The following is a 20,744-nucleotide window of genomic DNA, read 5'->3' as shown; positions in this document are numbered from 1 at the left end:
ATTTATACGTTGTATTAATCATAATCCTTTAACCTTCCACCTCTAATTTGCGAGTTTTCCGATCTCATCTACCGATATAAGAAAACTCATAAAAATGTTCTTTTTCTATGAAGGGATACGTTTTGATATGCCCTATTGTTTTTCATTCTTTGAAAGCTGCCCTTTATTTCTAAATAGCTACATATTCATTTTCTTCCCCCGATCCATAAAGATGGTTAAAAAGGCGGTCACAAACATGATGATTGCGAGCATGCGTAATAAATCATTAAAACTAGATGTAAGTGCTTGAAAATGAATGTCACGATAGATCACGCTGAGCGCAATTTGCTGTGCATTTGAGCCGACTTCCTGATATTGCGCCGTGAGCTGATCGAGTCTTTCTGTAAAGATCCAGTTCTGCGGGGTCATCGACTGATTAATCTGGGTAACATGAAGCGCAGTCAGCCAGTCTAATGAGGAGTTAATCAGCGCTAGTCCAACCGCTCCGCCAATATTGCGCATCAGGTTATAAATACCGCTGGCATCGGCAACTTTACTCAGTGGCAAAGTGCTCATGGCTAAATGCGAAACCACAATCAAGCAGATCATGAGACCAATACCACGGTAAATTTGCGGCCAGAACATAAAGTCATAATCGCTGTGAATGCTGAGGTGCGAATTGAGCCACACACCAAAACCAGCCAGAATCATTCCAATAAATACAGTTTTGCGGGTATCAAAATTGGGAATGAGCCACGCAAGAAACGGCGCAAAGCAGAACATGACAATACCTGTCACCATCATGACGTGACCAATTTGGCTACTGTTCATTTCACGGACTTGCCCCAGAAACACGGGAATCATGTAACCCAAACCATAGAGCGCCATACCAATCACAAAAGTCGTGATGGCACTTAAGGTGAAGTTTTTATTCTTAAATACTGATAAATCGAGCAATGGCTTAGGCTGGGTAAAGCTTCTAGAGAAGAAGATCATGCCGCCCACAACACAGACCATGAAAGCGATCCGAACACCTGTGTCTGCAAGCCAGTCGTGCCGTGCACCTTCATCAAGGAAATATTCAAGCCCACCCAAAAACATCGCCATGCCAATGAGGCTAAACCAGTCCATGCTTTTGATGAGTGAATGATTCGCACGGTCAATATTTGGACCCGAATAGATCACCGTGGCAATGATAATGCCCGGAATGATATTAATCAGGAACATCCAGTGCCATGAGAAGTTATTGGTTAACCAGCCGCCAATGGTTGGGCCAATGGCTGGGCCTAAGGTACTGATCATTCCAAACATGACCAAAGGCAATGAGCGTTTTGGTTCAGGGAAAAGTAAGTACAATGCCGTCATAGAGGTTGGAATCATCCCACCGCCCATAAAGCCTTGAATGCCACGGAAAACCAGTAAACTCTCTAAGTTCCATGCCAACGCACAAAGTAAAGAACTGATGGTGAAGCCAATTGCACAGATCGTGTAATAGACCCGTGTTGAAAGCACTCGCGAGACAATACTCGACATTGGAATTGCAATAATTTCGGCAATCAAATAAACAGTTTGCACCCAAGTCACTTCATAGCGGCTTGCACTCATGCCGGCTTGAACTTCGTTTAGAGAACTCGCCACAATCTGAATATCAAGAATCGCCATAAAGTTGCCAAAAATCATGGCAGCAAAAATTGCCCAAGCCGTCTTTGCGGGAAACTTCCACTCAGCGTCAATATGCTTATTCATTTCTTATTACCTAAAAATTTTATTATTAAGTTCTTAGGTCAACCGTAGCGCTAACCGACATTCCGGGTTTTATAAGATCAATATGCGGGCTTGAATCTATGGCAATACGTACAGGAATACGTTGAACAACCTTGTTAAAGTTGCCTGTGGCATTGTCTGGTGGCATAAGTGAGAAAGTTGCACCTGAAGCTGGAGAAAAGCTTTCAATTGTTCCGCTGTAAGTCAGGCTTGGATAAGCATCAAGTTTTAATTTAACTTTCTGACCAATATGCATTTTTTCAATTTGGGTTTCTTTGAAGTTCGCTTGTACATACAAACTATTTTCAGGAATGATCGCCATTAAGCGGGTTTGCGGAGAAACACGCGAACCTTTCTGGATTGCAAGGCTTCCTATTTTCCCTACGACTGGGCTCACCACTTTTGATGAAGCCAAATCAATTTGATAAAGATTTAAGTTTGCATTGGCACTTTGAATATCTGCCAGAAGCTGCGCTCTACTGGCCTGTAAACTACCCAACTGAGCTTCTGCGGCATTTACGGCGGCTTGTGCCTTGCTAAGCTGTGCCTGAGCAGTTAAATACTGAGACTGAACCCCTTCAAAGTTTTGACGGGTAATTACCCCATCTTTTAATAAATCTTGATAACGTTCAAAATCTTTTCTTAAACGAGATAAGTCTGCTTGTGCCGCAACAACGCCACTATTTGCTTCAGTAATGGAAGACTTGGCAGACTTTTCATTTTGTTGTTGTACGCCTAGCGCTGCTTCTTTTAAGCTCACAACAGAGCTAGCCTGATCATAACGAGCTTGGTAATCACGATGGTCTAAGACCGCTAAAGTTTCCCCTTTCTTTACAAACTGATTATCGTTAATTAATAACTCCATCACTTCGCCTGAAATCTTTGGCATCACCCAAGTAACATCAGCTTGCACATAAGCGTTATCAGTAGATTGATAAAATCGGTATACAAAAAAATAATATATAATGCCCGCGACTAAAAATAACAGCAGGACACTAAAAACACCCCGAGTTATCTTTTTTCGACTTTGGAAATTAGTATCAGTTTCTAGCTGAGCTACGTTATCCATATTCATTCCGTTTATTTGTAATATTCGATTTTTTATTTACACCAATAAACTATTAGCGTCTTTTTTACGTAACTTTTCACTTGGTTTATTCAATGAATCGTGACAGCGTAAAATTTGGTGCAAATTATGATTCTTAAATCGATTAAATATCATTGACCGTTTTGACATATATTTTTTCTATTTACGCCAATAGATTGCATGCTATAAAAAATATGTTTAAAAATTATGTAATTTTATATTTTTTGAAATTTCTATTTATAATCCATTATCTAAAAATTTATTTTATTAATTTTAATCAATAACTTAATGTGGTTATTTTTCTTATTAAAGTGATTAATTGACAGAAAAATTCATTGTACCAATATTAAAAATCAGCCTCCAATTTGTAGTACTTATGTAGAATTAATTAAGGTAATGTGTAATTTTAAAAAGAGTTATAGATAAGTTTTATAATATTTATAGAAACATAAAATATAAATATTCTTATTTATCAAAATAGTTAAACAAAACTTATTAAAGACGTACTTTAATAAATTTACGATTAACTATATTAAGTGGAATAGCAGAGAAATTCTAAGCTCAAGCCAACATCCTTTCAAGAAACTAAGCATTATTAACAAATAAAATTAATCATAAAAAAGAGTTACTTTTAACTCTTTTTTATTTAGAAAATAGAGAATTATAAGTTTATTTTTTTACTTATTTAAAACCCTAAAAATTTCTTCTAAAGTCACTCCAACCGCAAGTATTTCACTATCCTGATGAGGTAAACCATCAATCTCCAACCCAATTGGTAGTTGCGATTTCGCCCCCTTTCCAATGGGTAAACTCAGTCCAGGTAATCCGATATTACTGCCGGGGTCTGTATTTCGAATCAGTGCCTGGAAATTTTCAATTGAACTGACTTGCTCGTTTACTAGTGGTGCAACGATGGCTGATGTTGGGAACAATAAAGCATGTAAGTTATGCGCTCTAAAAGTGTTTTGATAGAGTTCCAGCAATTGTGGACGAGCTTCACTGATGGCTTTTTCATACAAAGGTAAAACAGGAACAAATTGACCAGTCTGATCTTGAATTAATTGGGGAAGAATATTCTGTTTAAAAAGTGCCTGTACATCTGGGCTTGAGATCTGATCGATCACCGACTCTAAGGTCAGGTCTATACAGTGATGTTTTAAATATTGAATAAGATCATATTTGCCTTCATAGACAACCACGGGAAATGAAATAGCGTGATTGAGTTGTTCTAAATTCGGCATATCGACATTAATAATTTCGACTCCCACATCTTTTAAAAGACCAAGTGCAATATGAGCTTGTTGATGAACGTCTTCATCTAAATGATTCCAAAAATATGGATTGATACCGAGCCTAATTTGATGAGGTTGTAATAGTTTTTTTCTTGGCTCTTGAGTAATCAGCTGATCAATTAAGATAATGTCAGATACTGTATGTGCTATAGGGCCAGCAGTATCCCGCGTATGTGAAATTGGGGTAATACTGTCTTGTGAATATCTTCCTACCGTTGGACGAAAGCCGACACAACCATTTAAAGCACTCGGTAATCTAACCGAAGCACCAGTATCTGTACCAATCGCAATCGGAACCATTCCCGCGGCAACAGCCACAGCACTACCTGAAGAAGACCCGCCAGCAATATGCAATGGGTTTACCGCATTTCGTGTACCCACAACACCTTCAATATGCATGGCAGTATTATAACCCGTTACCCCAAAGGCCAATTCGTGCATATTGGTTTTACCCACAATGACCGCACCGTGATCAATGAGCTTTTGAATAATCAGTGCGGAGCTTTGAGGCTTAAAGTTGGCTAAAGCTGGTGTGCCTGCACTATTAGGAAAACCTTCTACATGAATATTATCTTTAACCGCAATTAAAATGCCCATCAAAGCTGGACATGGTTTTCCACTAAGCAGATATTTATCCCAATATTGAGCTTGTTGAATTGCTGAAGCTTTATCTGTGCTAATAAATGCATTTAAAGACTGCTGTTTTTCAATAGAGGCGAAGTAATGATGAACAAGTTCTTCACAAGATACTTTTCTCTCTTGAATCAATTGAGTGATGACATCTACTGAAGCATTTGCTAAATCGAGTGATTCAATCCAATTATTTTTTTCAACTGCATTTGACATGATGACTTAAAATCCATTTAAGTTGTGATCTTAAGAACTTAGTACAAATTGCTCATTCATTCGTATCCTCAAAATTGAGGATTGCTTTGTTTTAATGTTGAATGAGTAAAGCCATTTCAGTGCGATTATTACAGTCTATTTTTCTCATAGAGTTATTGAGATGAGTTCTTAATGTGGTAAAGCTAATGCCAAGTAAATTTGCCACATGTTTGTCACTTAAACCTTTAGAGACCAAATGAACCACTTCTTGTTCACGTGGAGTCAGACCATATTGTGTTGATAAATCTAGTGGTAAGGCTTGAGTAAAATAAGGTTCAAGCAGATTTAATATTCTTTTTTCACGTTCATTAAACATGTCAGCGTCTTTTGCACGCCAAATACGTAAATCACCAATATCTATACCATTTCGGACAAAATAAATATTTATGCCGTGATATAAACCATAGGCTCGCAAAAACTCATTGTAATACGGTGTTTTTTTCAGGTCTGCGAGAGGCATAACCTCATTTACAAAGGTTGGTTTTTGACGTTTGCGAAGTTGTGCAGTAATTGGATCATCAAATTGCCAAACACACTCATAGTCCTCCATCGCTTTGGGGTCGATTTTCCATATCAGGCCTTTTGTCGATAAATTATGCGTTGAATCCCAAATATAAGATGCGGCAAAATCAGCCCGTAATAAGATGGCAATATCGCCAATGATATTTTCACGTAAATTATATTGCCCTTTTCCTGAGCCAAGTTTCCATAATATTTCGGAGAACAATGTAAACTCAGATGGACTAAAATCCTTTTCTAAAAGTGCGGTCATCGTTTACCTATATAACGAAATCCATCGAATTTTGAGAGGATCGGTTAAGCGCTTCCTTTTCTATAACATATCCATTTTGTTCTTTAGTAGTAATTGGATGTTGTAATTTTCATGTAAATAACTATCTAGACATTACATCTATTGAAGTCTTGTTTGTACTGATGTTTGATAAGAATTACAAAAGCATAGAAAGATTATTTTTCTAGCTTTTCATATGCTCATTATATAAAAAAGCCCTCCTTAGAGAGCATTTAAAGACGCAGGTTCAACTCCCTCCATCTCTACTAAACATTAATTTCTATTTTATAAATGATAAACGACCTATTGGTGATAAATGCCAAGGATGGTTATCAATACGTTTATGTAGCTCGGCTCTCTTATCTTTTTCAATGAATGACTAGGCAATAAAACCTACATCATTAAAATAGTCATGCATTGCTACAGCCATGTGCGGATTGCTTCCTTTCATAGCGGATTCAGATTTCTCCATCGGCCGCGCAACCAAGCTAGCTAATCACCATAGCCTTAAGTGTTCCCATTTTTATTGCTCATTAGGGCAATTAGGTGATGAACTTATTCAACATCTCCAAGAATTTGGTCAAAAGGAATCTCATCTATACCTTGTACACCGAAACGTTGGTTGACTAGTTTGTAGGCATCAGACAAGTTCAAATTTTTAGCTTTAGCCACTAGCAAGTGAATAGCATTGTTGAGTGATACACATCCAGATTTAAGAGTTTTATGCTTTGGTTGTACTTTCCGATCTAAAATGTCTAAAACCTATCTAGAAAATTAGACTTGTCATGTCTGATCCCCTAACCGTGTTGGATAAAAGCCTCTAGTCCACCAAGATTCAGAGGCTTCATTTTTTTGCTACTTATTGATTTTAGCTTGATATTTTAACCAACTTTCAATAATACAATTCGGTTACACTATTAAAGACTATCTATCTTCTTCTGTATAAGTGATGCGGCATGCAAGCATTTAACTACTTATGTTTTTGAGAAAGTTACAAAGTAAAAACATATCACAGTGATACAAATATACAACTGTGATACTATTGAGCCAAGCACGGTAATACATTTATGATATACTTAACTAAAACTCTCTTTAAGTAAATAACTTATGGCTAGAACAGATCCACAAATCAATCTTAGAGTTCCAACTGATCTAAAAAAAAAATTGAATTAATTGCTATAGAAAATAGCCGATCTATAAATGCTGAAGTGGTTCGACGTCTTGAACAAAGTTTTGAAAAAAATTTAGGGGATTTAGATAGTGTCCCAACTGAACAATTGATGAAAGAACTAGCTAAGCGTTGTTCTATTCTTGAAATTAAAATGCGATAATTTAAAAGTATTAAATGGATATCTATTGATATGAAGATTGTAAAAATTGATATATATAATCTGGTTAAAGAGAAATATCTCTTAGATCTAAATATCAATCAAGAAGCTATAACCTTTTTAACTGGTTATAATGGAACATGTAAAACAAGTATATTACAAGCAATACATAAAACTATTTGTGAGTTTTCAAACTATAATTTTCCTATCGTAAGAAAAAAATGGGGGATAGAAATTGAGTTTGAAGATGGCAATAAAATAATTAATATTTGTTTTCCTCCAAACAAAGAAGGTATGGATACACATGATTTTTTCCAAAAGCATATGGATGATATTAGCGGTGAAAATTTAGTTAAATTTTTTGATACTTACCAGAATGTTCAAGATAAAGTAAAATCTGAAAATCTTGGTATTAAATTTAAAGATTTTAAGTATCTAAAGAACAATGAAAAAAGAACAGAAACAGATGAGTGTCAGACACTAATGACAATCGGTTTTGTTAATTCTTCTAAAAATACCGATGAAAAAAATATAATAAATAGTATTTTACTCTATGATGAGCAAATAAGCTTATCTTTCAAAAATGACTTAAAAGATGATAGTGCCCTAGAACGTCTAGATGTTTTTTCTCAAAAAAATAATATTGATAAAACTTTATTTAGACAAATAGATATTTATAAAAGTAAAAATGTAAATTCAATTTTAAATGAAGATATTTACTCAAATTTGAAAAATTTAATTAGAAAAGATTCTATACAAAAATTTAATGATGAATTTAACAAAAATCTTTCAGAAAACAATATAGATAATCATTCATTCTTTATGAATGAACTCAATAATTTCTTTAACTTAACTAAAAGAGAACTTAAATTTAATCGTTTAGATTCATTTTATTATGAAAAAAATGAAAAAATTATTAAATGGTATGATTTCTCAAAAGGTGAAAAGTTTTTATTATTGCAACTCCTACTTGCATATAATTTTAGAAATGATAACTGTATTTTTTTATTTGATGAACCTGATGCCTTTTTACATATAGAATGGCAACAAATTCTTTTGTCAAGTTTAAAAAAAGTATCACCTAATAGTACTTTTATCATTGCTAGTCATTCACCTTCTTTAATTTCCAAAGAAACCAAAATTAAATTTGTTAACTTGAATAAATATATTGTTTAAATATGAATGCATTAGAAAATACTGATTCAGATATTGGGTTTAATATACCAAACTCTTACTACGAGTTTCAAAACCAATTCTGTGAACCAAATATTAAAAAAGTACAAGTATGGATTGAAACTCAAAGAGATTTTAATTTCTGGAATTCTATCTTAGAAGGAAAAATAAGCAATACTGAATTCAATATTCAATCTACTGAAACTTTTGTTGAGGATGGAAAAGTTGGAACTGGTTGTTCAAGAATCCTTTATTTAGTAAGTAAAGGTAATATTGAGTTAGGCAAAAATTCAATTGTATGTATTGATAGTGACTATTATTGTATATCAAAATTAATGAATAGTTCTTTTGACCACTCTACCCAATTCCATACAGCAATTGATATTATAACTGATTATTCAAAAAATTTTGTTTTTAGAACACTTATTCATTCAAAAGAATGTGCTTTTTATATTGAAAGATTTATTCGAGAAGAAATAAGAAAGTGTATATGTGTGTCGAATATTGATGAAATAAAAATTTGCTTTTCTGAAATTCTGTCAGAAATCTCCAAAACTATAAAGTTTTATTTTATTTTTATTCTAAAGATCCACAATGAAAATAAAATTACTTTAGATGAAAGAAACAAAATTCTTAAATCTTTATTAGAAGAAATATCAATAATTAAGCAAATTCCAATTTCTTATTTTGAGGATGTAAATAGTTTCGTAGAGTCTCCAATATTCATTTCTTTCAAAGAAAAAATTGAAATTTTACACTCTACTTTGATTTCTCAACACTCAGAAGCTAATGAAAATATTGAGATATTAATCAAAAATATAGAGAGTTTTTCTATAAATGACTCAAATTTATTTTATTTCTTACGTGGACATGATGTAGCTGAAATTCTAAAAGGTATTGCAAATAGCTATATCAAAGCAATAAAAAATGATCATCAATCACTTTTAGAGTCAGAATTAGCCAGTAAAGGCTGTGATGAAAATTCCATTAAAACAATGCGTACTGATGTCATGGGAAGTTACAGAAATAATATCCAGCCAGGAATTTTCGATACTAATTATCAGAATATACATCAAAATGAATATATAAAAATTGTGTTTGATTGTATTAAAGATTGCATATCGACCCCATAAGAGAAAAGCGCCATTAGGCGCTTTCTTCTACAATTCTCAACTTAGGTTTTCTTGGAATATCTAATCCAACTAAATTTTCAAGAAAATTTGCATTTACATTCAATTCAGTAGCAATATCTTCAGCAAAGATTTTCTTTTTTGCGAGCATAACAAAGCAAGCTTGAAGGAGTTCAGGCTTCTCCTTAGAAATTAAATGATCTTCTTTCTCCGTAATTGCCTCACCTGTTTTCTTCAGGTAGATCACTCCACTAGTGTATTGCTCTTGCGTCAATAAACCCAATTGTTTAGCACGATATAAAATGGCTGCCTTACTTACCTTCCAAGTTTGTTTAAACTCACTCAACTTAGTCCAGTTATAACGACCATTTTTGTACCAAGTTGGAAAGTGCGTACGCATCATGACTTGAGGAATTAACAAAGCAGAAGCAAAATGATTGGCCTGAGATTCTGTTAATCGGTCTCCAGTAACAATACCATCGTGAAGTACAAGGTGGCCAAGCTCATGAGCCAAGTCGAAACGCTGACGACAGACACTTTCTTTTGCTTCATTGCGTACAAAAATTGGACGCTTTGTAGCTAATGATAAAGCATCTACTTCATTTGATACCGAAGGAAATGTAGTTACGATAATGCCATGTAATTCGCAAAGACGGACCATATTACTTATCGGCCCTAACCCTAGTCCCCACTTTTCACGACATTTTTCAGCAATAGACTCAATAACCATATCTTGAGAAACAGGTTCATCATCTGAATTATGGATATCATATTTTGGTAATCGTAGCTTTGAATCCAAATATTCAGTTAATCGCTTTATGTGCTCTCCTCTAGCAATAACGATCTGTTTATAAGAAATTTTTGCTGTACGGTTACTTCTAAAATGAATCTGCTCTTCCTGTAAAACAGGTTTTAGTTGCATAAAAAACGACTGTGGTACATTAAAAAAATGCGCCATCTTATCAATAAAGTGATTGTTTGGTTGAGTTTGCCCAGTTTCAACTTTATGAAGATATTGACGTGTATAGTCTAGCTTGCTACCTAATTCTTCTAAAGATAATTCATTGAATTGTCTAAGAAGCTTTAGCTCCAAACCATTAAACTGTGTGTTCATGGCTATTCATCTTACAATTAGTTGTTTACAGCTTCGGAATCATCGTCATCTTCTTTTTCATTATCCATATCAGGATCTTCAACTAATGGTGAACCTAATTCTACTGGTTTAGGTGTCTCAGGCTCAATTAAATGAATATGATTCAAGCCAGCAATGCTACTAGAATCCCAATATGCCACAACCTCATTTGCCAAGTTATAACCTACAAATATCACCAATGGTTCATCATCTAATGTTTTTGGTTCATTTAAGATAAAACGCCAATAGTGAGGCTGCTGATCATCAAGAGGAAATAAACTCATACTATGCAACTGCTGCATAAAGTATTTCTTTTTCTTTGGATTCTCGAAGTCATCTTTTAAAAATCTGATTGTCGCGCTTCCGATTTGGAAAATAAACTTTAAAGACCCATTTACCAAATGTACATCTACTGGGCACTGTCTTGTCATGATCAAATTTAAAAACCGATTACGAGTACGATCAAAAATACTTGTTCCACGCCCATAATTTGAATCATCTTCAGTGCTAAGTAGATAGAGAATATCTCTATAGATATTCAACATATGTTGAGCGAAGAAACTGATAACCTCATCAGTTAACTGTGGTTCAAAATCAGAAGGATGACGACATTCCATAAAAATTATCCGCAATAAATGGTGAAATGTTGGGTTAGATTTAATTTATTGCTATTTTTTAGATATGTCAACCAACTTTTATTGCTAAAATTAAAATTTGTCAACTAAATATACTTTTATAAGAAACAAGACAAATTTGGAAAGTATCTTAGGGTACTTTTTACTCTTACTAAATTAAGAAAAATTTTTGAATTCCGCTTTGTACTTGAACGTAATTGGTCTATGTGGTGGGATAAATTTAGTAGAAATCTATTTAGGTCGGATGAGTTATTGACGATAAGATACTAAAAACGTTAAGGTAATTATAATTAACAACACTTTAAATTATGAGATCATTATGAGTTTGAGGGAAGACAACATTAAGATAATTGCAGAATATTTAGATAATTTATTAAATAATTTTACAATTCCCGTTATTAATAGTTTGAACGACAATAATACTAAAGATTTTAATGAATTAAAAAAAGAAATTGATTTTAATATTAGAAAATTAATAAAATATATATCTTTAAATTACAAATATATATCTACCAGCAATCAAACAAAACTTTCAGAGGTTTTAAAAGAGCTTACAACTTCACTACAAGAAATTATTAAAAATCCTCCAACTGAGGGTAAAGATGATATTTATTTTAAACAAATAAAAGGATATATAGAATATATACTTAATGATGTTATCAGTTTTTATGAGTATGACTTTAGTCATACTTATAGTATTAATGAAGTAAATGAATTACTCAAAATATTAGATTTTTTTTGTGATAATAATGCAGTAAATTTACCGAATTTAATTTTAGAATCAGGAAGAACTCTTGAGGAAAAATCTATATCTTCTAATTTTAATGAGCTAGCTGAAACAATAATAGATGCACTTAATTGCTTTTTTAGAAATAGAACTTTTGAAGTAAAATCATATATTAAAAAAATATTTAATATAATCAAATCTATTCAACTTGAGTACGAGGAAGATAAACTACTACAAAAAGCAGAAAAGGTTAATGAAACAACAGAACAGACAGTTAGACAGCTAAATCTAAGCCAAAATATTGGATTAATAACTTTATTTAATGATGAAGCGAATAAATATGAAAAGAAAATACAATCATATACCTATGCGATTATCTTTATATTTTGTATCATTATATGTTCGATATTTTTAAAACTAATTTTATCTTCCCAACATTTCGAATTAAATAAGTCAATAATTTTTATAGCCCTTATAACTTCACTATCTGCCTTTTTAGCTTATTTCATTAAAGAACGTTCACGTATTTACAACCTAGAAACTTACTGCCGTAAAAACTATATGGAACTATCAGCTCTTTCACCCTATATGGCTGAATTAACTGAAGAACAAAGGCAGACTCTTAGAATTCACTTATCTGAAAAGTATTTCAAAGGACATGAAAATATTGATACAAATTCTGAAAATACAAATCAAATATCTATGTTTTCAGAAATAATTAAAACACTGAATGAACTGAAACCTAAAAATTGATATTTATAGAATTAAAAGCCCTCATCAGAGGGCTTTCACACAACTCCCTAAACTCACATTATTATTGATCGTTTGAGCTGTGCATCCTGATAATATGACTCACAGCAAAACCAGAACCTTTATAGTGAAACGCGGTTAGCGATCCAACCATTAAAGAGTTACTCATGAATAGGATTACTTACGTACACAGATTTCGATGTAGCATTGCTTTTTTATTACTAACCGTTTTGCCTGTGGTGGTCTTGGAACTCTTGGTCGTGTATTTTGTCGTAATTAACAGGGTCGTAAACGTATCCAGTTAATACAAAACTTAAGCCTCAGTCGCTAAATACCAATTTTTCCAAGAACTGGTTCCTCTGGTTTCAAGAGGCACTGTTGGAATAAGTTTTTCTTTTAATATTTCAGTTTGTTTAAGGGCTTTAGCAAGCCTTGCTTTAACGGAATGAATACATTCACGGTCACCAAATTCACAGCGGTCTAAAGTTGTTCCGCCACAAGGCCCGTTGGCTAAACCTTTTGGACAGGTTTCAGGGCAAATATATAAAGTGTCACCTAAACGGCACTGACCACAGCTTTCACAGCCCACTAGGCTATGTTTACTCAGGACTTCTGTTTTAAGTAATACTTTGGCGACTAAAGCATTTTCCCAAAAAAATGCTTTAAAAATAAAGCGTCCAACGCCTTTAGCAATTTTTGATTCAAACAGCGCCTCATGCATAACATGCAATTGGCGATATTTAATTAATTGTTTAGATGTTGGCTGGCGAGAAAAACGAGCAATTTCAGGCGCAAACTCTTTGCCTGTAGTGACTTGCCAAAGTGAATTCCAAAGCTCTTCTAAGGCTTCAAGTTTCAAATGTCTGTATTGCTCGATATAGCTTTCAAGCAGCATTTGCTCTTCTGGCTTATGGCAGGCAGATAAGTGAATTCCAGCAAATCCTAAATGTTTACATATTAAAATCTGTAAAGCACAGCGTAAATAAACACGGTCTGTATGCCCTGCCAGTTTTTCATCTGCCAAGACTTTTAGCATGTGTGCAGTAATCACAATACCTGCCACTTTATGCTTCACCATAAAATTGGCACGACCTAAAGTCAGTGGCATGACACAAGCCAGTATTTGCTGTGAATAAATATGCTTCGTTAAAAATGATTTGGCTTGCTTTAATGCTTCAATGTCATAGCCCAATTGGGTAATAATAAAGTCAGCACCTGCTTTAATCTTCTTATGCAGTTTTAAGTACTGGGCATCACGCTCAGCTTCGACATATTTAAATGGGTTAAAAGCAACACCAATACGAAACCCGCCATGTTGCTTAGCAGCCATTACAGCGTTTACCGACTCTAGGTATCGACTACGAGGCTGCCCATCTCGTCCATTATGATGCTCTTTAAGTTTATCACCTGTAAGCAATAACAAGTTTTGAATATTGGCTGCTTGGGCTTCTTCTAAAAAATGCTCAAAATCTTGTATGTCTCGGGCTTTACCCGAAAAGTGTAAGACTTTATCAATTGAGTCAGGGTAACTTTTGCTGGCTTCAAGCGGCGTGATATCGTGATCTGAATGTACGCGATCTGCCAATGTCATTGCAGCCGGATATCCTGCAAACTCATATTTCACAGGATAAATCTCGTGTAATGAAGTGAGGTATTCCACCAATACAAAAAACTGGTTTTGTTGGAAGCAGGGAGAAACGTGTGACATAGGCAAAGTGCTGATCAAAACATGACATTAATCATAAGCGCGGCATTATAAATCAAAGTGCATCAAGTTGCGCTAGTCAGAAAGCTCAATGTTTTGCTTATCTTTAGGCACTTTGTTTCGATCAGATCATTACTCGATTTAGCCTATCGGCCGAGCCCACACAAGTCAGTGGGGCTATGACCTTTATTTATTCATTACTTTTATTTATCAGATGAATATATTGCTGTTAAATCAACAACTCCATTTTTTTGAGCATACACATTATATTCATCAATTAGTTGTTTAACTATTTCAGGATTTTGACTTACAACATTTTTTCGTTCACTACGATCCGTGTTTAAATCAAATAATTCCCAAGCGCCTGTTCCCATGGACAGTGGATAGACTTGATATCGAAGTTTCCACTCTTTGTTCCGTATATATTTATTACCATGTAGTTCATCTCCAAAAAAGAAAGTATTTCCTCGTACACTGGACTGTTTTCCCGCTAAAAATTCTTTCCACGATAATCCAGAAATAGGAATAACCTGTCTATTTTTATATTCTGTAGTGGGACGTTGTATATCTGCAAAGTCCAAAACTGTAGGTAAAATATCTCTTATCGATACAAATTCACTGCTTTGCTGCACTTTTTTATATTGATGAGGAAGTCTCACAATAGCAGGTACTGAACTTGCTCCCTCTCCAGCAGTATGTTTAAACAATTGAAATGGGGTGGCACTTACCTCTGCCCATCTGGAACCGATTTGGACATAAGAGTCAGCATGTCCAATATTCTCATAACTATTATTATATTGAGGCCTTTGATCTATCTCAATTGCTTGTGGTCCATTATCGGAAACAAAAAATATTAAGGTATTGTCATATAAATTATTTTGTTTTAAATAACTGATTAAACGGCCAATATTGTAGTCAAGATTTTCAACCATCCCAGCATATACTTCCATTTTTCGAGCTTCTATTTTTCTTTGCTCAGCAGTTAATTCTGACCAAAGAGGCGCTTTATCTGTGAGTTGATTAGCAGGAAGAAAATCAGGTATTTCGAAATCTTGTGGAATTATTCCTAATTTTTTTTGTTGTTCAAAACGATTCTTACGAATAATTTCATATCCACTATCATATTTTCCCTGATTACGGGCAATAAATTCATTTGGAGCTTGTATTGGCCAGTGAGGAGCAGTGTATGCAGCATAGGCAAAAAAAGGCTTTTCATCCTTTTTATTATGTTCAATATATTCAATTAATTTATCAGTATAAAAATTTGTCGAATAAAAATTTGCCGGCAACGTTACAGAAACACTATCCTCTTTATATGTGCTGCCTCTGGCTAACTCTGGAGTTGAAGCTTTAAAATGTAAGTCCATACCTTCAAGTAAAGCAAATGATCTTTCAAAGCCACGAGCTTGAGGACTAGTTTGTGCTGTTAAACCTAAATGCCATTTACCAGCCATATAAGTATGATAACCATGATCTTTGAGAATTTCTGGTAGAAATAATGACTTATCGTTTAAATAACCGTCATAGCCAGGTTTACCTTGCAAAACTGGAAGTGCAGCTAAAGTCTCTGACATTTCTCCTAAACCTACTGGATGATGATCAGCACCAGATAGAAGTTCTGCACGTGTTGGAGAACATGCTGCAGCAGAATGAAAGTTCGTTAAAATTCTACCCTCCTGAGCTAAGGTATCAAGATTAGGCGTACTAATTTCACTACCAAACGCACCTAAATCAGAGAACCCTAAATCATCAGCCATAATAAATAAAATATTAGGACGCTGATCACGTTTCTCTTCTATTATTTTGTCATTGTTATTTTTACACCCCACTACAGATGTAGCAAAAAACAGAAATAGACCAATTTTCAAATAACCATTGCTTTTATTCACAAATATTCTCTTATTAATTAATTAAGCATAGTATTTAGCCAAGTTGATTTTTAACAACTAAGAAAATAGTAAATACAAATATCTTATTCTTATAAGAAAAATATAATTAATAAATACAAACCAGAATACTAAATTTATGAACTGCTAATTCTTGTGTTTCTTTAATTCCACCAATGACCAAACCCATAATCTTCTTCCAAAAGTCATGGGTACTGAACATCCACTAGTCAGAAAGCTCATTGTTTTACTTATCTTCGCCCTCTTTATTTCTGGGTAATTCGAGAGAGCGAGGAAAGATAAAATCGAAAGAATCGAGTGCATAGCGGTAGAGCTGAGCTGGTCGTTTCCCTACAATTTTACTGTGGTTGGTTTCTTCAACTGCGCCAGCTTCTATCATACGGCGTCTAAACGCTTTTTTTTCTAAGGATTGCCCAAGAATAATTTCATAAATGGTTTGTAGCTCGGTCAGCGTAAATAATTCAGGCATAAGACTAGCTGGCAATGCGGTATAGCGGGTTTTATTGGTTAAACGCTCTAATGCCAAAGTCAGTAATTCGCTGTGATCAAACGCCAATGCTAAATCTTGTGCTTTTGTCACTGGCACCCATTCGCTGTATTCAGCCAGCGCTTGATGTTGATAGGCATTAAAATCGATTAAAGCAAAATATAAAATGGTCACGGCCCAACCACGCGGGTCACGTTTTGCATTACCCACAGAGGCAACTTGTTCCAAATAAGGCGAAGCGATTCCTGTTTTTTCGACCAGCTTACGATATGCCGTGGCCATCAAGTCTTGATCATGCTTTAAATCGGCAAAACCACCCGGTAAAGCCCATTGGTCTTTGGCTGGAAAGTTTGGTCGCTTAATGAGTAGTACCTGCAACTGACCATTAAATACCGAGAAAATAGCCATATCGACCGTGAGTAAAGGTGCGTCATAATCTCGGCGATCATAACTGGCAAGGAATTCTTGTTCAGTTTGAATAGTCACGTTCAGCCTCTCAATAAAAATGATGAGCCGATACACATGCAACGACTCATCTAAACTCAGTTATGCGATGGATAAACGCTCACGTATTTGATCCAAAGTACACTCATATTGAAGTTTACCATTTTCAAAGACTGTTTTAAGTGCTCCGCCTTGTTCTTGTTGGGCTGTTTGTTCATCAAACAAGGTAAAACCATTTTCATTTTCTTCGATGCGTAAAAGACCTTTCGCAGATTTTTTCACACCTGAGTCAGTAATTGGGTCTTTAAACAACTCACGGCCTACACCATTTACCTGCCCCCAAGTCGCTTTTACAGCAAACCCAAAAGTATCGCGAGTTAAATAGTTATAGGTAAAACTGCCTATACCAAACACCAAGTTGTTTGAAGCAAAGCCTTTGGCTTCAAGTCCTTCTAAAATACGCTGTGCGCGATCTAGGGTAATTGAGTCGCCGTAAATTAAACCGACACGTTCATTAAGTACTTTATAGCCTTGTTCAGTTGTTATACCGCCAAACACGTCCCATAAACATTCAACCGCACCTTTGTAGGCAGGGCTGCCAACTTCGGCATCTGGGTCACCACAAATAATTTTGACAGGATCGCCAGAGTCTGGACGGAAAACCAATTTGGCCAAGCCTAAAGCATTAGGTTGTCTTGCTAAAATTTCAGGTTTTAAAGCCACCGTAAACTCAGTAATCACTCGCCAAAAGTCCCAAGTATCAGACACGACACTAACAACACCAGACGGATAAAGCTCACAGATTAAACGCTTAAATGTTTCTAGCTCACTGTTTTCTGTACCCATACACATCACACTGTGTTCGGTTGCTGGTACAGATACACCAATCACACCTGTGGCATTGTAATATTCTTCTGCGTAGTCAATTGAAGCAACCGAGTCAGTTCCAATAAAACTGGTTAAGTGCCCCACACCAGATTGCGCCGCATCGTAAATTCCGCTCATGCCACGGCTACTAAAATCGTGTCCTTGCACAGATACAAAATCGAGTGGTGCACCAGTTTTTACGGCATATTGCGTTAATAAGCGTTTGTACTCGTAGGCAATAGTGGCGGTTGTGCAGCTTTTCCAAAGCTCAGCACTTAACACGGTTTCAATATAGTTCGTTAGCCAAAAGAAACGTGGGTCGGTATTAATTACGGTAAGCACGGGTACACGCATATTGACGCGGCTACCTTCAGGCAATGCTTTAATGCGTAAAGGTAAATAGCCCAAGTCGTGTAACGCTTCAATGTGATCGACCGGTACAGCACCTTCACCCAGTGAACTATCCATACGGCGTTTATAAGCAGCCACTACTTTGTCTTTAGGTTGTTTGAAAAAGCCTTCATTCCAAGTATCAATTAAAAAGTGTTTGATAAAACCCTGAAGTCCAAAGAACACAACTTTATCGTCAAAGTCAGGCAACATTTTAGCGAGTCGAGATGAACGCGGCGTAAAGTTTGCGTACACGTACTCTGTACCTGCCGGATACTGACGTCTGTGATCAGCTTTATAAAAATCGATAGCGTTTAGTGGATTAAGTTTAATAGTCATCTTTATTCTCTTTATTTTGCGGCAAAAGCAATTACTGAAATTTTGTCTGATGGTTGTTGTGGAAAGCTGTCCGAGGTAAACAGTTGATCTAGCAGTCCATCAAAAACCGCTATTCCTTTACTAAAAATACCGTGGGTCACATATAGAATGACCTTATGACAATTAAGGCGACGAAGTTCTTTGGCAATACCAATAAAGGTTGCACCACCGTCACAAATGTCATCGGTAATGACCGCTGTTAGGCCTGATAAATCAGTTGCATGCACATGCGTACCTAAAATTTTGCCAGTCACTGGGTCGCGTTTTTTATCACACTGAACAATAGTGATTGGTTGTTTACGCTCAAGATTAAAAGCATCTGCAACCATTTGTGTACGTGCTTTCGCACCTTTGTCTGGGCAAATCAGTACTGTTTTTTCATCTTTTAACAATGTGCTCAGCGCTTCACTCTTTGCGATGATGTCGACTGAACTGACATTTACAACTTCTTTAAAAGAAGTATTGGCAGCGAGTAATGCTGTTGTCACTTCGCTATGGCAGTCCCAAACAGTTACCTTGCCTTGTTTACCCGCTTTTTTGTCTGCGTTGATGTTAAGTAGCTTGGTCATCACATCAAGTGAGAATGCTTGGCCTACTGCACAAATACGATCCTGACGCGCATATGGAAAATACGGAATTTCTAGGTCAACGGTTAGACCCTGATTCAGCAATATATTTTCAAGTAGTAAATAGTCCATCACATCGTGACTTGAGGTCATTTGCGCGCGGACCAATACCTTGCCAGATAGTGAACCTAACGTTGTCTCATCAATTTGAATATGACGCTCTCCACCAGAAAACTGCGTGAATTTCACTGGAATTTCGTTTCTTGCCGCATCTAAAAGCTGGATAGCCATATCATCCTCTTTTTGTCTGATGACCTTCGATGAATATATAGTGTCATAAAGCCACTATATATTTCAAGTCTATTTTTCAAACTTTTTTCAAAGCCCTTTAAGACATAAAAATTTGGGGTTTTAGAGCATTTAGAGATTCGACATTTAAGGAAAAATATCCTTTAACCAATTGAAATAAAGAATTAATTTACAAAAAACATGATGAGTAGAACTATTATTAAAAGTAATGGATACAACTTTGCCCGCCATAAATCAGGTAGTTTTGAAATAAATTTTTCTGAAAAATATAGTCCGACCCATGTTCCAGCAACCAAGAATAAAGCAGCTTCAAACCAGATTAGACCAATAAATCCTTTGGGTGCCCATGTAGATTGCCAAAGTGACAATACACAATAGGTCAGCGTTGCAGTTAAAGACAAAGGCAGCGTGAGAATGTTTGCGATAGCCGCAGCCTCTGCCATAGAACTACCCCGCCGCCGTAATAAAGGAACTGTCATTACGCTTCCTCCAACCCCTAAAAGTGCTGCAACCCAACTAATAACTCCCCCTTTAATGAGTTCGCTATTCTGCCCATAATTTTGCTTTTGCCTTGATGTCACCATAAACCCTGGTCTGTAATAACAATCAATAATCGTTATGAACACATAGCCCATAAATATCCAGCGAAGCCAATTTCCATTAAACAATGAGGCCATTACCGCACCGACAACTCCACCCAATGCGATACCACTCCATAAAAAGCGGATCTTTTGCCAATCTATCTGTCCAGACCGATAGTGCCGAAAGGTTGCAAAACTTGCCGAGCAGAGCATAACAAAGGCGGATGTGGCTACGGCGATTTGCATAGCATGTATGCCGACAGTACTTTCACTGCTCCACTTTTGAATAATGACACTATAAAGCAAAGGCACAGCAACAAATCCGCCGCCAAAACCAAATAACCAAGTGGTGACTCCCGAAAGTAGTCCAAATAAAAATAGCTCATATAGCATCATCATCTTCCTCACGTTTATAGAGGCATGATATAAAATAGCTCT

Annotated in this window: 17 protein-coding genes; 4 read left to right on the top strand and 13 right to left on the bottom strand. The window is 35.6% G+C overall.

Annotation, left to right across the window (positions count from 1 at the left end):
• Positions 1 to 177: 177 nt before the first annotated feature.
• The 5 genes from F935_RS06015 to F935_RS19160 all read right to left on the bottom strand — a co-directional run bounded on the left by F935_RS06015 (position 178) and on the right by F935_RS19160 (position 6,475).
• On the bottom strand, positions 178 to 1,725 hold the full coding sequence (locus F935_RS06015) for a DHA2 family efflux MFS transporter permease subunit (RefSeq protein WP_016138092.1): 1,548 nt from the start codon (positions 1,723 to 1,725) through the stop codon (positions 178 to 180).
• 25 nt (positions 1,726 to 1,750) lie between these two features.
• Positions 1,751 to 2,812, bottom strand: coding sequence for an HlyD family secretion protein (locus tag F935_RS06010; RefSeq protein ID WP_016138091.1), 1,062 nt, complete (start codon positions 2,810 to 2,812; stop codon positions 1,751 to 1,753).
• 695 nt (positions 2,813 to 3,507) lie between these two features.
• Positions 3,508 to 4,968, bottom strand: coding sequence for an indoleacetamide hydrolase (iaaH, locus tag F935_RS06005; protein WP_016138090.1), 1,461 nt, complete (start codon positions 4,966 to 4,968; stop codon positions 3,508 to 3,510).
• 91 nt (positions 4,969 to 5,059) lie between these two features.
• Positions 5,060 to 5,779, bottom strand: a complete 720-nt coding sequence (locus F935_RS06000) for a helix-turn-helix transcriptional regulator (protein ID WP_016138089.1) — start codon at positions 5,777 to 5,779, stop codon at positions 5,060 to 5,062.
• 573 nt (positions 5,780 to 6,352) lie between these two features.
• Entirely contained in the window at positions 6,353 to 6,475 is a 123-nt protein-coding gene (locus F935_RS19160) for a hypothetical protein (protein WP_322783479.1), read from the bottom strand.
• Positions 6,476 to 6,960: 485 nt separating this feature from the next.
• Between F935_RS19160 and F935_RS19200 the strand changes: the two genes are divergently transcribed.
• Genes F935_RS19200 through F935_RS05985 form a run of 3 tightly spaced genes read left to right on the top strand, consistent with a single transcriptional unit; the run spans position 6,961 to position 9,431 of the window.
• On the top strand, positions 6,961 to 7,128 hold the full coding sequence (locus tag F935_RS19200) for an Arc family DNA-binding protein (protein ID WP_228253334.1): 168 nt from the start codon (positions 6,961 to 6,963) through the stop codon (positions 7,126 to 7,128).
• A 30-nt stretch (positions 7,129 to 7,158) separates the two neighbouring features.
• Complete coding sequence (locus tag F935_RS05990; RefSeq protein ID WP_016138088.1) at positions 7,159 to 8,301, top strand: AAA family ATPase; 1,143 nt, start codon at positions 7,159 to 7,161, stop codon at positions 8,299 to 8,301.
• A 2-nt stretch (positions 8,302 to 8,303) separates the two neighbouring features.
• Complete coding sequence (locus F935_RS05985; protein ID WP_016138087.1) at positions 8,304 to 9,431, top strand: hypothetical protein; 1,128 nt, start codon at positions 8,304 to 8,306, stop codon at positions 9,429 to 9,431.
• A 13-nt stretch (positions 9,432 to 9,444) separates the two neighbouring features.
• Here the strand turns inward: F935_RS05985 and F935_RS05980 are convergent, their stop codons facing one another.
• A complete protein-coding gene (locus F935_RS05980) occupies positions 9,445 to 10,542 on the bottom strand; it encodes an XRE family transcriptional regulator (RefSeq protein WP_016138086.1) in 1,098 nt (365 codons plus the stop codon).
• 17 nt (positions 10,543 to 10,559) lie between these two features.
• Positions 10,560 to 11,177: a hypothetical protein gene (locus F935_RS05975; protein WP_016138085.1), complete on the bottom strand. Its 618-nt coding sequence runs from the start codon at positions 11,175 to 11,177 to the stop codon at positions 10,560 to 10,562.
• Positions 11,178 to 11,514: 337 nt separating this feature from the next.
• Here F935_RS05975 and F935_RS05970 point away from each other — a divergent pair, with 337 nt between their 5' ends.
• Positions 11,515 to 12,675 (top strand): hypothetical protein, encoded by a 1,161-nt coding sequence (locus tag F935_RS05970; RefSeq protein ID WP_016138084.1) that lies wholly within the window; start codon positions 11,515 to 11,517, stop codon positions 12,673 to 12,675.
• A gap of 310 nt (positions 12,676 to 12,985) precedes the next feature.
• Here F935_RS05970 and F935_RS05965 read toward each other — a convergent pair whose 3' ends face one another.
• The 6 genes from F935_RS05965 to F935_RS05940 all read right to left on the bottom strand — a co-directional run bounded on the left by F935_RS05965 (position 12,986) and on the right by F935_RS05940 (position 20,699).
• On the bottom strand, positions 12,986 to 14,380 hold the full coding sequence (locus tag F935_RS05965; protein ID WP_016138083.1) for a methylenetetrahydrofolate reductase C-terminal domain-containing protein: 1,395 nt from the start codon (positions 14,378 to 14,380) through the stop codon (positions 12,986 to 12,988).
• 200 nt (positions 14,381 to 14,580) lie between these two features.
• Entirely contained in the window at positions 14,581 to 16,266 is a 1,686-nt protein-coding gene (locus tag F935_RS05960) for an arylsulfatase (protein WP_016138082.1), read from the bottom strand.
• Positions 16,267 to 16,510: 244 nt separating this feature from the next.
• A complete protein-coding gene (locus F935_RS05955; protein ID WP_016138081.1) occupies positions 16,511 to 17,257 on the bottom strand; it encodes an ADPR responsive transcriptional repressor NtrR in 747 nt (248 codons plus the stop codon).
• 60 nt (positions 17,258 to 17,317) lie between these two features.
• A complete protein-coding gene (locus F935_RS05950; protein WP_016138080.1) occupies positions 17,318 to 18,811 on the bottom strand; it encodes a nicotinate phosphoribosyltransferase in 1,494 nt (497 codons plus the stop codon).
• An 11-nt stretch (positions 18,812 to 18,822) separates the two neighbouring features.
• Positions 18,823 to 19,707 (bottom strand): phosphoribosyltransferase family protein, encoded by an 885-nt coding sequence (locus F935_RS05945; protein WP_016138079.1) that lies wholly within the window; start codon positions 19,705 to 19,707, stop codon positions 18,823 to 18,825.
• A 182-nt stretch (positions 19,708 to 19,889) separates the two neighbouring features.
• The gene (locus tag F935_RS05940) at positions 19,890 to 20,699 is read right to left on the bottom strand and encodes a sulfite exporter TauE/SafE family protein (RefSeq protein ID WP_080645543.1); all 810 of its coding nucleotides are present in this window, start codon (positions 20,697 to 20,699) and stop codon (positions 19,890 to 19,892) included.
• Between the last annotated feature and the right edge of the window lie 45 nt (positions 20,700 to 20,744).

Source organism: Acinetobacter calcoaceticus ANC 3811 (genome assembly GCF_000399665.1).
Taxonomy (GTDB): domain Bacteria; phylum Pseudomonadota; class Gammaproteobacteria; order Pseudomonadales; family Moraxellaceae; genus Acinetobacter; species Acinetobacter calcoaceticus_B.
Note: the sequence above shows the minus strand (reverse complement) of the source record. Positions and strands in the feature narration are given on the sequence as shown.